The organism is Thalassospira sp. CH_XMU1458, from assembly GCF_037027205.1.
GTDB lineage: Bacteria > Pseudomonadota > Alphaproteobacteria > Rhodospirillales > Thalassospiraceae > Thalassospira > Thalassospira tepidiphila.
On sequence record NZ_JAYMDW010000001.1, the window covers coordinates 99,294 to 114,364 of the forward strand.

Genomic DNA, 15,071 nt, shown 5'->3' on the forward strand with positions numbered 1-15,071 from the left:
GGTAGACAGCTGTTCACACGCCAGATACATTCCTCATACTATTTAATTTTGCGCCCCACTCTTACCTCGCCGGAATCCGCATGCAGTTTTTGATCTTGCTTCGCCAAGCGCCCCGCCAACTTGCCTTTGGCGCGTTGCACAGTTTTGGCTCTTCATTCGGGCAGACGTTTCTGGTCGCACTGTTTGTGCCCTTCATCTCGGCAAGCTTGGCACTCAATGAAACCGAATTTGCCAATATCTATGCCGGGATCACCATTGCCAGCGCACTGTGCCTGCCTGTTGTTGGCCGCTGGATCGACAAGGTCGATATCCTGTCCTACAGCCTCGCCACCATGGCGCTGCTTGCCCTTGGCTGTGTGATGATTGCACTCGCTGGCAATGTCTGGATGCTGATTGCCGCCCTGTTTGTGCTGCGTCTGGCCGGTCAGGGATTGATGAGCCATGTCAGCATGACCGGCATCGCGCGCTATTTTTCGCGCAGTCGCGGACGGGCGCTGGCGATTGCCAGTTTCGGCTTTCCCCTGGCAGAGGCGATCATGCCCGCGACCTTGCTGGCCCTGATTGCCGCCTTTGGCTGGCGATATACCTATGCCGGATCGGCGGCGTTTATTCTGCTGGTCCTGCTGCCGGTTGCGATCTGGCTTATTCGAAGCGATGCGAAATTCCGCAAGGCGCCTGCAAAATCGACCGAGTCGGCCACCGCCGCGAATCCGAACAGTGCGGATCACGCCGAGTCCCCGACAGACACCAGCCAAAGTGATCACCCGCGTCTGTTCAAATCGCTTTATGTCTGGTTCTGCATGCCGATGCTGGCAGCACCGCCCTTGATCATGACCGCGCTCTTTTTCCATCAGGGGGCGATTTCGAACAGCAAGGGGATCGAGCTTGGCTGGTTTGCTGCCGGGTTCACGGTCTTTGCCATTACATCGGTGCTGGGCGCGTTTGGCAGTGGCCCGCTGATTGACAAACATTCGGCGCGCCGCCTGTTTCCCTGGCACCTGATCCCGATGATGGTTGGCATTGCCATTCTGGCGCTCACAACCACGCCGTGGGTGATCCTGATTTATATGGGGCTGGTCGGCATTACGGTGGGGTTTGCCACGACACTGCGCGCCGCCATCATCCCGGAACTCGTGCCGCTTGATGAAATCGGGGCTGTGCGCAGTACGCTGACCGCGGTCATGGTACTGGCATCGGCCATCGGCCCGGCGATTTATGGCTGGATGTTTGCCGCCGACATGTCGATTGCCTCCATGCTGATCATAACCTTGATCGCATCCGGCCTCGTCAGTGTCGCATCATGGTTTTCCGAACGGCCGGGCTTTTATGTGCCGCCGGGAGTTTCTCCGAAACTCATAGATTAACTTTTTTCAATCGACTTTCTGGCTGTGAGTCTACTCTCTGACCTCAGAATCGAGTTTTCATATCCAACAAGACACGACGAACTTTATTGAGATTTGTCCATCGCTTGAAATTCGCCTCTTGCTCAGAAACATGTCCATTTAGCAGGCGGTTACAAGGCAGGCCTAATTGAAGGTGAAATACGGAACTACTAGCCTCTATCTCTGAATCAATCAGTTGCCAGACCTTTTCTCGAAGATCCGTTGGCATATTCCAGACAGACTGGACGTGCTTCTGCTCGTTTATGATGTTTATGAGCATTAAGCCGCGGTAAGGCGTCGTAGTAGTGTAACTTACAAAACGGTCCTGGTCCCCCGTTACGTGATGTTGTTTAACTATCGTTGGGAGGGTTATGTTACCGCCTTCACGACAGATCATCATTGCATCGTCATCTGGATAAGACACCTTCGACAACACATATTCGGTGTGTCTTACGATCTCTCCCGCTACTTCCCTAACCCAACGTTTTTCGAGGTATGGGTCTGTGGAACTGGTTAGATTCCAAGTGAACAAATTCATATTCAAATCGACGAGAGAGAACCTCGGGTAAACAAAAACGACCAACGAAACGCCGCCCAAAATAACGACGCTCCATAACCGTCTATTCAAAAACCTAACTGAACTCCTAACCATTAATCTCATCGTGTTCACCCAAAGCTAAAGTCGCATTTCCGCCATTTCTTTCAATGGTCTTACTGAGAAGATTCTATGTAGCCCGATGCGGAGAGTTATCTGGAGTTTTCTCTAGATACTAATCGCTTACTGCTTCGGCTTCAAAATGTGAACATCTGAACTGGAGGTCATCTAGGCAAAAAAAATGGCCCGGATCACAAAAGTGACCGGGCCAGTCGGGAAAACAGCGTCAAATAGGGAGGAAGACGCTAGATAGAAACCGTCGTCATAGTCACTGCCTGCGGGAGCACCTCTTGGGGAGGAAATCAATCGGCGCTCGACCGCATGCAGTTAGTTCGTCAGTTAGGCAGCACCGCCAACGGTGCCGGCCGGATGGTTTACGTCGGCTGATTTCTCGGAACCTTTGAACAGGTTACGGAAGAAGGAGCCTACGAATTCAGCGCGGAGCTGCTGACCTTTACGTACACCTGCCTCGATTTCGGTGGTGGAGATGTAACGGGTGGTGATTTCTTCGTAAGTGGCCATGGTGACCTCCTAAAATTTCGTTCGTTGCGACGCCGTGTCGCTCTCGATGAACTCAATCTAATTTCCTTTACGGGGAAAGAGAATTACCTCAATATGCACATTACTTGTGAATGTCCGTCATAAATAGGAAAGCTGAATATGGATCGCGCCGCGGAAATGGAAATCTTTGTCCATGCAGTCGAGGAAGGCAGTTTCTCGGCCGCTGCCCGGACAATGCGTCTGTCACCGTCAGCTGTTTCGAAATACATCTCACGCCTTGAAGATCGTCTGGGTGCCCGTCTTTTGATGCGCACCACCCGTCAGCTCAGCCTGACAGAGGAAGGCCGCGCCTTTTATGAGCGCGCCCGCACGATCTTAAACGAGATCGAGGAAGCCGAAGAAGTCGTTACCCAGCTTTATGCCGCCCCGCGCGGTACCCTGCGCATCAACGCATCGGTCGCCTTTACCAAGATGCAGGTCGTGCCGCTGATCCCGGAATTCCTTGCGCGCTATCCCGATGTGCGGATTGAGCTAACCCTTGATGACAAATTCACCGATCTGGTCAACGATGGCTATGACCTTGCCATTCGTCTCTCGGCACTCGAAGACTCGTCGCTGATTGCACGTAAATATGCGGTCAACCGGCGTATGATCGTCGCATCGCCGGAATATCTTGAAAAGAACGGCATCCCGCGCAAGCCGCAAGACCTTGAAAACCATAACTGTCTGCATCTGTCGTCACGCGAAAGCTTTAACGACTGGCACTTTGAAACACCCGATGGTCACGTCGCGTTCCGCGCACAGGGCTCGTTCTCGGCCAATGATGGTGACGTGCTCCACGAGGCTGTTCTGGCCGGGCTGGGCATGGCGCGCTTGGCCGAATATCTGGTGCACGAAGATATCCGCACCGGTCGCTTGACCCCGGTTCTGACCGAATATGTCCATGATCAGGCGTGGATTTCGGCGGTGTATCCGCACAAACGCCACCTCTCGCCCAAGGTGCGTGCCTTTGTTGACTTTCTGGCCGAAAAATTCACCCCGGTCCCGCCGTGGGAGCTTGGCTTCCGCGATGCGCGTGCGGTGCGCCGCAACAGTGACGGCACCACCGACACCAGCAAAACCGCCCGCGATGTTGGCAAATAGCCGATAGGCACCCGGCCTAGAACGCCAGGGCTTTCTGATAGGCCGCAAAGTCAAACCGGAACTGCCATTCCGACGAATTGGAAAGATCATCCAGAATGCGGCTTTCGCCTGTGCGCGCAAAGCCGCATTTTTCATAAAACCGATGCCCGGCCTCAAACCGCGTATCGGTCCACAGCATCACCACTTCGCATTCAGGATGCGTCTGGCCCAGCCAGACCAACGCCTTGGCCATCAGTTTTTGCGCCACGCCACGCCCGCGCACAGCCGGATGCAGATAGACCTTGTGAAGCTCGCCTTCGCGGCTGGTCACATCATACTTAACCCCGAAACAGCCCAGAACCCGGCCCTGATCATCAACCGCAACCCAGATCCGACCGTCATCGGCCTTGAAGTCATCGGCAATCGCATCAAGTTCGGGGAATTCGGCGGCGCGATCAAACACGCAGCCGGGATAATCGGCAAACACCAGCGCGATCAGATCGGCAATGCCATCTCCATCGCGGTTAAAGGCCGGCCGGATCGTCACATCACCACCGGTATGTGCAGTGATATTTGCCATCAGCCGAGCTTTACACCCTTGGCAAGCTTGTCATAACCGCGCAGCACCGCATCAGTATCCATCACCGATTTGCCCGGGCGCTGAATGCAGGTCGGACGCAGCGCGCCGGTGCCACAGCCAATCGTCAGCTTGTCATCAAGGATCTCACCGACCGGGCCGGATTGATCAATCACCTCGGCCGCCTGCACCTTGATGCGTTCGTTACCGAGCTCGAAATAGGCCCCCGGCCACGGGGTAAAGGCACGAATTTTGCGCTCAAGGGCGGCGGCATCATCGGCAAATTCAAGCTTGGCCTCGGCACGTTCAAGCTTGGCCGCGTAGGTCACGCCCTCTTCGGGCTGCTTGTTCGCAACAAGCTCCCCCTTGGGCAGCTTTTCAAGCGCCTCGACAATCATCTTGCCGCCAAGTTTCGCCAGATCATCATGCAGGGCATTGGCATAGGTCTCTGGCGTGATTGGCAATTCACCAATCAACAACATATCACCGGTATCAAGCCCGACATCCATCTGCATGATGGTGACCCCGGTCGCCGCATCCCCGGCCAGAATGGCGCGCTGAATCGGCGCCGCCCCGCGCCAGCGCGGCAGAAGCGACGCGTGAATATTGAGACACCCAAATTTCGGCGCATCGAGAATGGCTTTCGGCAGGATCAGGCCATAGGCCGCGACCACCGCAACATCGAGATCAAGATCGGCAAAGGCCTTCTGTTCCTCGGCCGATTTCAGCGACACCGGATGACGGACCTCAATCCCCTGCTCGGCCGCCCAGGCATGTACCGGACTTGGCGTTTCCTTGTGCCCGCGGCCTGCCGGGCGCGGCGGCTGTGAATAGACGCAAACCACGTCATGACCCGCCGCCACCAGATCCTTCAGCGCCACAAGGGCAAAGTCCGGGGTTCCCATAAAGGCAATGCGCAGCTTGGTCATATCAATCCCATTCATCTTTTGACTCTTCTGGCGGCAATTTGGCGTTATCCTGCCGAAATGACAAGCCAAGCCTTACCTCAATCGCCGAAATACCCGGTCAGCCACATCTGGCATGCGGACTGGAGCCTGTCGGCCAAGGGCCGCTGGGTCGCCAAAGCCACCCGCACGGAAGTTGGTTGGCAAATCCACGCCATTGAGCCGGTCGGAATGCTCCATCAGTTCCGCCAGTCGCTTGCCAGCCATGGCAAGGACGATGTGCTCTGGCTTGGCCTTGATATGCCAATCGGATTTCTGGATACGTGGTATGATGGCGCGAATGTCAAAGACTTCAAGTCCTTGCTGGGATTGCTTGAAAGTGATGAATGGCAGGAATTCTTTGATGTCTGCCAATCGCCGGATCAAATCCGGCACACCCGGCCATTCTATCCGAAAAGCTCCGGCATCAAGGGCAGCGTAAAACGGGACCACCTGATCAAGGCACTGGGCCTGACCGATTTCGATGCCCTGCATCGCGCCTGCGAATTTCCAACCACCCAACGCAATGCCGCCTGCCCGCCCTTTTGGACGCTTGGTGCCAATCAGGTCGGCAAGGGCATGCTGCATGGCCTCAAACACCTGATCATGCCGGGATATGCCGATGGATTTAACATCTGGCCGTTTTCGGGCGATCTTGAAGCCTGCAGCAAATCCCCCGACGTCACCCTGATTGAAACCTATCCCGGTGAAATTTATGGCTGGCTTGACTATACAAGTGAGTTGACTAAATCAAATCAGGAAAGCCGTAAGGAATTCTTGCAAAAACTGCGCGATGCCGCCCGCACCAAGGGCATTGAAATCAGTCCTGCGGTCTGGGACGACATCAAGGATGGCTTTGGGCCGGACCACGGCAAGGACGATGCCTTTGACGCGCTGATCGGCGTAATGGGCTTGATCGAAATTGCCGAAGGCCGCCGCCCGGAACATCTGCCCCGCACGCCAAGTGTTCTGAACCGGGAGGGCTGGATCGTCGGGCTTGACCCAAAAGACATCAAACCCCGCAAACTCTGAACCTACGCAAAACAAAAGGGCCGGAAAACCGGCCCTTCGCATGCGTTTCTGATCAGACGTCTCAGGCAGACTTTTTGGTTTTCTGCAGCTTCTGGACTTTTTTCAGGATCATGTTGCGCTTGAGCGCGCTGAGATAATCGGTGAACAGAACGCCATCCAGATGATCGATCTCGTGCTGGATGCAGGTCGCAAGCAACCCGTCCGCCTCGATCTCGTGCGTTTCGCCGTTTTCATCCATATAGCGCATGCCAACTTCGGCCGGGCGTTCGACATCGGCGTATTGTTCCGGGATCGACAGGCACCCTTCCTGATAGATCGAGGTTTCCTCAGACTCCCAGATGATCTCCGGATTGATCAGTTTGAGCGGTTCCGGCTTGTCCTTGTCATCGGACACATCCATGACCACCACGCGCTTCATCACCCCGATCTGCGGCGCAGCAAGGCCAATGCCCGGTGCCGCATACATGGTTTCAAGCATGTCATTAAGAAGGGTCTTGATCTCATCATTCACTTCCTCGACCGGTTCGCATTCCTTTTTCAGGCGCGGGTCTGGAACGATAAGAATTTCACGCAGGGCCATGGGTCTCTGATCCGGTTTCGAACTTGATGCAATATATAATTATAGCGAATTTCGCGCTTCGAGATAAGGTTTCCCCACGCCCAAGTCAAGCAAACAGCCCGATTTAGCCGCGATGGCTGCCATGTTGCGCACAAGGGATCTCGGCCAAGAGCGGTTTGGTTCAATCCCTAGCGTCTGGCTTCACATCCGCGTCTGGCGTCGCATCCTCTGGCCCGGCCAGCAATTCCGTCTTGGTGATTTCGCGCACATGGGTTTCCGACGGGGACGGTTCCTCGATCATGCGGTCATCAGAGACAATATGCTTTTCCTTGAGCTTGCGGGCCGACACCAGAACCGATCCTTCGAGTGACCCCAGCGTCTTGTTGTAATGCTTCACCGTACTTTCAAGCGATTTTCCCATCGATGAGAAATGCTTGGCAAGCGCGCCCAGACGGTCATAAAGCTGCAAGCCGATTTCACTGATGTCGCGCGCGCTTTCGGCCAGCGCTTCCTGTCGCCAGCCATATGACACGGCCTTAAGCAGGCCCAGCAAGGTCGTCGGCGTTGCCAGAATGACCCCGTCGCGGAAGCTGTCCTCAATCAAACGCGGGTCACGTTCAAGGGCGGCCGAGAAGAAGCTTTCACCGGGCAGGAACAGCACAACAAATTCCGGACTGTCGACCGACTTCCAATACGATTTTTTCGAAAGATCCGTGATCACCTTGCGCACATTGGTGACATAGGTCGCCATCAAGGCTTCGCGACGATCATCGTCATATTTCTCGTCAATCGCCTCAAGATAGGCCGATGTCGGGGCCTTGGCATCGACCACAATGTTCTTGCCGCCCGGCAGGTGAATGACCATGTCGGGCTTCTGAACACCTTCGTCGGTATTGAAATGCACCTGCTCGTCAAAGTCGCAATGCTTGAGCATCCCGGCCAGTTCGACAATCCGCTTAAGCTGCAATTCGCCCCACTTGCCCGACACCGATGAACTTGACCGCAGGGCAGAGCTCAGCGTCTGGGTTTCCTTGGACAATTTGTGTTGCGATTGCACCAGGGTCCCGACCTGTTCACGCAGCTCGCCATAGGCTTCCTTGCGGTTTTTTTCAAGTTCATTAACCTTTGTATCAAAGGCCTCAAGCCGTTCCCGGATGGGCTTTACGATCCCGTCAATGGCTTGCTGGCGTTTTTCAAGATCGCCCTTGGCCCCTTCCTGCAGGCGGGAGAAATTCTCACGCGCCAGCTTCATGAACTCGTCGTTATTGACCTTAAGCGCATCAGACGACAGCGCCTTGAAGCTATCAAGCAGCTTGGTCTTGGCATCTTCGAGCATCTCGAGCTTTTCCTTGGCCGCCTCGCGCTCTTTCTCTAACGCGGTCTCAAGCTCGGATCCCTTTTCGCGCCAGTGATCAAGGGCGGTGCGAAGCTCCTTCATCTCGGCTTCAAGCACCGGCACCCGGTTGGCCGTGGTTTCGGCAATGGCGCGCTTTTCCGATGCCTCGGAAAGCTTTTCACGCATCTGGGCAACCTCGGTCGCAAGATCACGCCGGGTATTGTCCGCATGTTCAAGCTGGGACGCCAGAAGGGCTGTGCGCGACTCCGTCTCGGCCTCTGCGGCATCCTTGATGCGCTTGACCATCATGATGCTAAAGACAAGTGCCAGAACAGATGCGCCAAGCGCCCCTGCTGCCAAAGAAATCGGATCCATTATCCCACCATTTGATTACGTACTGGCTTCTTTGTATCTGTTTTGTTCCGTCAAATCCAGAACCGAACCAAGCTGGCCCCACATCCACGCATGGAAAAAATGTAATCGGCTTCACTGGCGAGCCTAAGAATTTCGGATATATTTCAATTGGATAAGGGAACAGAACCAAGGATCGGCACCCAAGGCGGCCAAAGATGACGACCAAGCCAGCTGTTGCGGCAAACGCGCGCGAACCAACGCGCACCCGGCCAGGCCCGCCCCCGTCTTAAGTTGTATTCCCTCAATACTCTCTGCGCACTAGCATAGGGCGCAAGCGACAGAAGTAACTTTGCCGTGCCCGCCCCCTTTGAACGGGACCGATCACACACCGGACCGGGCAGCATGGCAAAGCAGGTTCTGAACCGCACCGAAATTACTGCATCGGACGGATGCCTTTTTCGAGCCCGTTGGAAAAGTCATCGAAAGCACCCCGGTGCCGACCTAGAGACCACAGGAAACGAACAAGAGGCCACATATGTCTGCGAACGTTTATCCCGTACCTGACGACATCGCGAAGGGCGCTTTGATCGACAAGGCAAAATACGACGCCATGTACAAGCAGTCGGTCGAAGACCCGGAAGGCTTCTGGGGCGAACACGGCAAACGCATTGACTGGATCAAACCCTATAAGACCGTCAAAAACGTCAGCTACGACGCCAAAGACCTCTATATCAAATGGTATGAGGACGGGACGCTCAACGTCGCGGCCAACTGCCTTGACCGTCACCTTGAAAAGCGCGGCGATCAGACCGCCATCATTTTCGAGGGCGATGATCCCAACGTCTCCGAACACATCACCTATCGCGATCTTTATGAGCGCACCTGTCGTTTCGCCAACGCGCTGAAATCGATGGGCGTTGCCAAGGGTGATCGCGTTGTCATCTATCTGCCGATGATCCCCGAGGCCGCGGTTGCCATGCTAGCATGTGCGCGTATCGGCGCGATCCATTCCATCGTCTTTGGCGGTTTCTCGCCCGAAGCCCTTGCTGGCCGTGTTGAAGATTGCGGTGCGAAAGTTGTTATCACGTCTGACGAAGGTTTGCGTGGTGGCCGCTCGGTGCCGCTGAAACGCAATGCGGATGAGGCCCTGTCGCATCCGGGTGTCAAATCGGTCGAGAAAATGGTCGTCGTCAAGCATACCGGCAAGGACGTTGCCTGGAACGATGCGCGCGACGTCTGGTATCACGAAGTTTGCGAAGCAGCCTCCACAGACTGCCCGCCGACCGAAGTCAATGCCGAAGACCCGCTGTTTGTCCTTTATACCTCGGGCTCGACCGGCAAGCCGAAGGGTGTTCTGCACACCTCGGGCGGTTACCTCGTCTACGCATCCATGACCCATGAATATGTCTTCGACTATCACGAAGGCGATATTTACTGGTGTACGGCCGACGTCGGCTGGGTCACCGGTCACAGCTATATCGTTTATGGTCCGCTGGCCAATGGTGCCACGACCCTGATGTTTGAAGGTGTGCCGAGCTATCCGGACGCATCGCGCTTCTGGCAGGTTTGCGAAAAGCACAAGGTCAACATCTTCTACACCGCACCGACCGCGATCCGTGCCCTGATGCGCGAAGGCGAAAGCTTTGTGAACAAGGCTGATCTGTCCAGCCTGCGCATCCTTGGTTCGGTGGGCGAGCCGATCAACCCGGAAGCCTGGGAATGGTATTACGAGCATGTCGGCAAAAAGAATTGCCCGATTGTCGATACCTGGTGGCAGACCGAAACCGGCGGTATCCTGATTACGCCGCTGCCGGGTGCCACCGACCTGAAACCGGGTTCGGCAACGCTGCCGTTCTTTGGTGTTCAGCCGGCCTTGCTTGATAACGAAGGCAAGGAACTGACTGGCGCAACCGATGGCAACCTTGTCATCAAGGACAGCTGGCCGGGTCAGATGCGTACGGTCTATGGCGACCATGAACGCTTCATCCAGACCTATTTCAGCACGTTCAAAAACGTCTACACCACCGGTGATGGTGCGCGTCGTGATGACGATGGCTATTACTGGATCACTGGCCGTGTTGATGACGTGATCAACGTATCGGGTCACCGTATGGGCACCGCCGAAGTTGAAAGCGCGCTGGTTGCGCATTCCAAGGTGGCCGAGGCCGCCGTGGTCGGCGTGCCGCACGACATCAAGGGTCAGGGCATTTATGCCTATGTCACGCTCAATGCCGGCGAGGAACCAACCGACGAGCTGCGCGCCGAACTGGTCAAATGGGTCCGCAAGGAAATCGGCCCGATCGCAAGCCCGGACTTCATCCAGTGGTCGCCGGGTCTGCCGAAAACCCGTTCGGGCAAAATCATGCGCCGTATCCTGCGCAAGATTGCCGCCAACGAATATGATCAGCTTGGCGATACGTCGACCCTTGCCGATCCGGGTGTTGTCGATGACCTGATCGATAACCGCCAAAATCGCTAAGGCCTGAATCGTTAAGGCCAAAACTCTGGCGACGATAAGTCTCCAGATACCCTTACACGGAAAGGCCCCTGCCAATGGTAGGGGCCTTTCTTGTATCCGGGCCTTAATCAGAACTGTAATCCGGATCGCTTCCGGGGCTCGACGAAACGTCCTATCAACGCAATAATCCCCAAACTGAAAAGCCACCAAAAAACTCACATCAGCGGAGAACAGCACCGTGACACGCCCCACCCATAAAATCGCAGTGATCGCCGGCGACGGCATCGGAACCGAAGTCATGCCCGAAGGCATCCGCGTGCTTAAGGCCGCCGCCGAAGTGTTCGACCTCGATCTGGTGTTTAATGAATTCGAATTCGGCTCGTGCGACTACTATCAAAAGCACGGCCAAATGATGCCCGATGACTGGCGCGCACAGATCGAACCGCATGATGCGATCTTCTTTGGCGCGGTCGGCTGGCCTGAAACGGTGCCGGACCATATTTCGCTGTGGGGCTCGCTGATCATGTTCCGCCGCGACTTTGACCAGTATGTCAATTTGCGTCCGGCCAAGCTGATGCCCGGTGTGCCATCGCCGCTCGCCGGTCGCAAACCGGGTGATATTGATTTCTATGTCGTGCGCGAGAACACCGAAGGCGAATATTCCTCGGTCGGGGGCAAGATGTATCCCGGCACGGACCGTGAAATCGTCATTCAGGAAACCGTCATGTCGCGCACCGGCATTGATCGCATCCTGAAATACGCGTTCGAACTGGCCCAGAAACGCCCGCGCAAACACGTAACCTCGGCCACCAAATCAAACGGCATTTCAATCACCATGCCCTATTGGGATGAACGCGTGATCGAAATGGCGAAAAACTATCCCGACGTCACCTGGGACAAATACCATATCGATATTCTGACCGCCCAGTTCGTGATGAACCCCGACCGCTTTGACGTGGTCGTGGCATCCAATCTGTTTGGCGATATCCTGTCTGACCTTGGCCCGGCCTGTACTGGGACAATCGGCATCGCGCCATCGGGCAACATCAACCCGGAACGCAAATTCCCCTCCCTGTTCGAACCGGTCCACGGTTCCGCCCCCGATATTGCCGGCAAGGGCATCGCCAACCCGATCGGGCAGATCTGGTCAGGGGCAATGATGCTTGATCACCTCGGCCATACCGATGCCCATGACGCCATCATGCGCGCGATTGAGGCCGTCCTGCTCGATGAAAACCTCCGTACCGCCGACCTTGGCGGCAAGGCCAATACCGTCACTTGTGGCGAGGCAATCGCCAAGGCGCTTCTTGATAACGCCTGATTGCCAGAGCCTGTTCAGATAAATTTCAAACGTTGCCTGATCCCTGCTTCGCCGGGGTCAGGCTTTTCTTTTGGCAAACGGGCACCAACAAGCTTGTATCGGGTGGGCGCATCAGATCGCCACGTCGCCCGTCCCACGGTTGTGCAAAATCTTAAATTGGTATAGGTACAGCCTGCTGCGACGCAGCAACGAACGGGATGGTCTTGGGGAGACCTGTCGCTGAATTTCCGGCTGACGGATCATGAAGACCGCCTGATGACATTCCAGCCCGCGGGACATTCAATCGCCAGATCTGGCAATTGCGCGGTCGGGCTTGACCGAGACGGAGATTTTCTGTGAATAGCGATTTTCTGCCGCGTTTGCGGGCTGAATGGCTTGGCAACATTCGCGCCGATGTGCTTTCGGGCCTTGTGGTTGCGCTGGCCCTGATCCCTGAGGCGATTGCCTTTTCCATCATTGCCGGTGTTGACCCGAAGGTCGGGCTTTATGCTTCCTTCTCGATTGCCGTGATCACCGCCATCTTTGGCGGCCGTCCGGGCATGATTTCGGCGGCCACCGCCGCCACCGCCGTTCTGATGGGATCGCTTGTCCGTGAACACGGGCTAGATTATCTGCTGGCCGCGACCGTTCTGGCCGGTGTCATTCAGATGCTGGCAGGTGCGCTTCGTCTGGGATCGTTGATGCGCTTTGTCTCCAAGTCGGTCATGACCGGCTTTGTCAACGCGCTTGCCATCCTGATCTTCATGGCACAGCTGCCGGAACTGACCAATGTCAGCCCCATGACCTATGTGATGGTCGCAGGTGGCCTTGCCATCATCTATCTGTTCCCGCGCATCACCAAGGTCATCCCCTCGCCGCTGATTTGCATCATCGTTCTGACCGGCTTGTCGTTCTTTATCGATGCCGATCTGCGCACCGTGGGCGATATGGGCGCGCTTCCTGATGCCTTCCCGGCGATCTATTTCCCGGATGTGCCGCTGAACCTTGATACCTTCCTGATCATCCTGCCCTATTCGGCGGCGGTTGCGGCGGTCGGTCTTCTGGAAAGTCTGATGACGGCCCAGATCGTTGATGATCTGACCGACACCGCATCCAACCGTACGCGCGAATGCTATGGTCAGGGGATCGCCAACTTCTTTACCGGCTTTATCGGCGGTATGGCCGGTTGTGCGATGATCGGCCAGTCGGTGATCAACGTCAAATCGGGTGGCCGTTGCCGCCTGTCGACCTTCCTTGCCGGGATTTTCCTTCTGATCCTGATTGTGGTTCTGGGCGATCTGGTGGCGATCATTCCGATGGCGGCCCTTGTCGCCATCATGATCATGGTGTCGATCGGGACATTCAGCTGGTCCTCGATCAAGGACCTCAAAACCCATCCGCGCAGCTCGTCGATCGTGATGCTGGCCACCGTGATCACGGTGGTGGGCTCGCACAACCTTGCAATCGGTGTTCTGGTCGGTGTGTTGCTTTCGGGTATCTTCTTTGCCTGGAAGATCGCGCAGATTTTCCGTGTTACCAGCACGCTTTCGGCTGACAGCACGCACCGCACCTACGAAGTGCGCGGCCAGATCTTCTTTGCCTCGGTCGAAGACTTCACCAAGGCATTTGATTTCCGCGAAGCGCTCGACAAGGTCACGATTGATGTCAGCCACGCGCATATCTGGGACATTTCAAGTGTTGCAGCCCTTGATATGGTCGTGCTCAAATTCCGCCGTGAAGGGGCCGAGGTCGAGTTGATCGGTCTCAATGAAGCCAGCGAGACAATCGTCGATAAACTGGCCATCCACGATAAGCCCGGCGCGCTTGAACGCCTGATGGGCCACTAGGGAAACTGGGAAAGGAAGACGATCCATGACACATCTGATCGCACTGATCGATGGATCAGGCTATTCGCAAAGTGTATGCGACCTGACCCGCTGGGTGGCAGAACGCACCGACGCATCGGTCGAACTGATGCACGTGCTGGGCCGGCGCAATACCGATTCCGAACCGGCAGACCTCAGTGGCAATCTCAAACTCGGTGCCCGTTCGGCCCTGCTGAAAGAACTGGCCGATCTCGACGAGCAGAAAAACAAGCTCGAACTCAAGCGCGGTCGTTTGCTGCTTGAAGAAGCCAAAACCGGGCTTGAGGAAAAGGGTGTTGGCACCGTCACCACCAAGCTTCGCCATGGCGATCTGATCGAAACCATTGCCGAATTCGAAGGCGATGCCGATCTGATCCTGGTTGGCAAACGCGGCGAGGCCGCCGACTTTGCCAAGTTGCATCTGGGCTCCAACCTTGAACGGGTTGTGCGTTCGGCCAAGAAGCCGGTGCTTGTCGCATCACGTGCATTCAAGCCGATCAATAAGTTCCTGATCGCCTTTGATGGCGGCGAAAGTGCGATGAAGGCCGTGCGCCATATCGCATCGGGCAAACTGTTTACCGGTCTGCCCTGCACGTTGCTGTCGGTTGGCAAACCCAATGACACCTTGCAGGAAAAGCTTGATGACGCGGCAACCATCCTGCGCAAGGCGGGGTACGATGTTGATGCAGGCTTTGCTTCGGGCGAACCCGAAGACGTGATCAAGGACAAGATCGAAGCGGAAAATATCGACCTACTCGTCATGGGCGCCTATGGCCATTCGCGTATCCGCAACCTGATCATCGGCAGCACCACCACCGAAATGGTCCGGTCCTGCCATGTGCCGGTGATGATGTTCCGCTAAAACCCATCCTGATCCGCGACCAAAAACCAAGCCCCGGCCAAACGACCGGGGCTTTTTTTGTGCCTGAAAGGTCCTTGATCGCGATCAAGGACGCCAAAATCCCCTCGACCGGTAAAACTCATCG

At 55.9% G+C, this 15,071-nt stretch carries 12 protein-coding genes; 7 read left to right on the top strand and 5 right to left on the bottom strand.

Translation table 11 applies throughout. The features are described 5' to 3' along the window. The first annotated feature begins 80 nt into the window (after positions 1 to 80). A complete protein-coding gene (locus WBY09_RS00465) occupies positions 81 to 1,364 on the top strand; it encodes an MFS transporter (RefSeq protein ID WP_286792035.1) in 1,284 nt (427 codons plus the stop codon). Positions 1,365 to 2,376: 1,012 nt separating this feature from the next. On the opposite strand, the gene WBY09_RS00470 is transcribed toward WBY09_RS00465, so the two are convergent. Beyond that, the gene (locus WBY09_RS00470) at positions 2,377 to 2,559 is read right to left on the bottom strand and encodes a hypothetical protein (protein ID WP_008889045.1); all 183 of its coding nucleotides are present in this window, start codon (positions 2,557 to 2,559) and stop codon (positions 2,377 to 2,379) included. Between the two features lie 138 nt (positions 2,560 to 2,697). Between WBY09_RS00470 and WBY09_RS00475 the strand changes: the two genes are divergently transcribed. Further along, positions 2,698 to 3,681, top strand: coding sequence for a LysR family transcriptional regulator (locus WBY09_RS00475; protein WP_008889044.1), 984 nt, complete (start codon positions 2,698 to 2,700; stop codon positions 3,679 to 3,681). A 16-nt stretch (positions 3,682 to 3,697) separates the two neighbouring features. On the opposite strand, the gene WBY09_RS00480 is transcribed toward WBY09_RS00475, so the two are convergent. Next, entirely contained in the window at positions 3,698 to 4,240 is a 543-nt protein-coding gene (locus WBY09_RS00480) for a GNAT family N-acetyltransferase (RefSeq protein ID WP_336231762.1), read from the bottom strand. After that, on the bottom strand, positions 4,240 to 5,166 hold the full coding sequence (gene fmt / locus WBY09_RS00485; RefSeq protein ID WP_286792039.1) for a methionyl-tRNA formyltransferase: 927 nt from the start codon (positions 5,164 to 5,166) through the stop codon (positions 4,240 to 4,242). Before fmt ends, WBY09_RS00480 begins: the two co-directional genes overlap by 1 nt. 57 nt (positions 5,167 to 5,223) lie before the next feature. Here fmt and WBY09_RS00490 point away from each other — a divergent pair, with 57 nt between their 5' ends. Then, positions 5,224 to 6,213 carry a methyltransferase type 12 gene (locus WBY09_RS00490; protein WP_197146469.1) on the top strand — a complete coding sequence of 330 codons (990 nt, stop codon included), beginning with the start codon at positions 5,224 to 5,226 and terminating at the stop codon, positions 6,211 to 6,213. Positions 6,214 to 6,274: 61 nt separating this feature from the next. Here WBY09_RS00490 and def read toward each other — a convergent pair whose 3' ends face one another. Together def and rmuC are read right to left on the bottom strand one after the other, a co-directional pair. Further along, entirely contained in the window at positions 6,275 to 6,793 is a 519-nt protein-coding gene (def, locus tag WBY09_RS00495) for a peptide deformylase (protein ID WP_008889040.1), read from the bottom strand. A gap of 160 nt (positions 6,794 to 6,953) precedes the next feature. Beyond that, the gene (gene rmuC, locus WBY09_RS00500) at positions 6,954 to 8,483 is read right to left on the bottom strand and encodes a DNA recombination protein RmuC (RefSeq protein ID WP_336231763.1); all 1,530 of its coding nucleotides are present in this window, start codon (positions 8,481 to 8,483) and stop codon (positions 6,954 to 6,956) included. 514 nt (positions 8,484 to 8,997) lie between these two features. Here rmuC and acs point away from each other — a divergent pair. The 4 genes from acs to WBY09_RS00520 all read left to right on the top strand — a co-directional run bounded on the left by acs (position 8,998) and on the right by WBY09_RS00520 (position 14,947). Then, positions 8,998 to 10,941: an acetate--CoA ligase gene (gene acs / locus WBY09_RS00505; protein ID WP_008889038.1), complete on the top strand. Its 1,944-nt coding sequence runs from the start codon at positions 8,998 to 9,000 to the stop codon at positions 10,939 to 10,941. Between the two features lie 217 nt (positions 10,942 to 11,158). After that, positions 11,159 to 12,241: a tartrate dehydrogenase gene (locus WBY09_RS00510; RefSeq protein WP_336231764.1), complete on the top strand. Its 1,083-nt coding sequence runs from the start codon at positions 11,159 to 11,161 to the stop codon at positions 12,239 to 12,241. Between the two features lie 335 nt (positions 12,242 to 12,576). After that, complete coding sequence (locus WBY09_RS00515; RefSeq protein WP_336231765.1) at positions 12,577 to 14,067, top strand: SulP family inorganic anion transporter; 1,491 nt, start codon at positions 12,577 to 12,579, stop codon at positions 14,065 to 14,067. Positions 14,068 to 14,092: 25 nt separating this feature from the next. Then, complete coding sequence (locus WBY09_RS00520; RefSeq protein WP_336231766.1) at positions 14,093 to 14,947, top strand: universal stress protein; 855 nt, start codon at positions 14,093 to 14,095, stop codon at positions 14,945 to 14,947. The last annotated feature ends 124 nt before the right edge of the window (positions 14,948 to 15,071 follow it).

Coding starts and splice junctions, on each gene's coding strand:
- WBY09_RS00465 (WP_286792035.1), top strand. CDS start 81: ATGCAGTTTTTGATCTTGCTTCGCCAAGCGCCCCGCCAACTTGCCTTT.
- WBY09_RS00470 (WP_008889045.1), bottom strand. CDS start 2,559: ATGGCCACTTACGAAGAAATCACCACCCGTTACATCTCCACCACCGAA.
- WBY09_RS00475 (WP_008889044.1), top strand. CDS start 2,698: ATGGATCGCGCCGCGGAAATGGAAATCTTTGTCCATGCAGTCGAGGAA.
- WBY09_RS00480 (WP_336231762.1), bottom strand. CDS start 4,240: ATGGCAAATATCACTGCACATACCGGTGGTGATGTGACGATCCGGCCG.
- fmt (WP_286792039.1), bottom strand. CDS start 5,166: ATGACCAAGCTGCGCATTGCCTTTATGGGAACCCCGGACTTTGCCCTT.
- WBY09_RS00490 (WP_197146469.1), top strand. CDS start 5,224: ATGACAAGCCAAGCCTTACCTCAATCGCCGAAATACCCGGTCAGCCAC.
- def (WP_008889040.1), bottom strand. CDS start 6,793: ATGGCCCTGCGTGAAATTCTTATCGTTCCAGACCCGCGCCTGAAAAAG.
- rmuC (WP_336231763.1), bottom strand. CDS start 8,483: ATGGATCCGATTTCTTTGGCAGCAGGGGCGCTTGGCGCATCTGTTCTG.
- acs (WP_008889038.1), top strand. CDS start 8,998: ATGTCTGCGAACGTTTATCCCGTACCTGACGACATCGCGAAGGGCGCT.
- WBY09_RS00520 (WP_336231766.1), top strand. CDS start 14,093: ATGACACATCTGATCGCACTGATCGATGGATCAGGCTATTCGCAAAGT.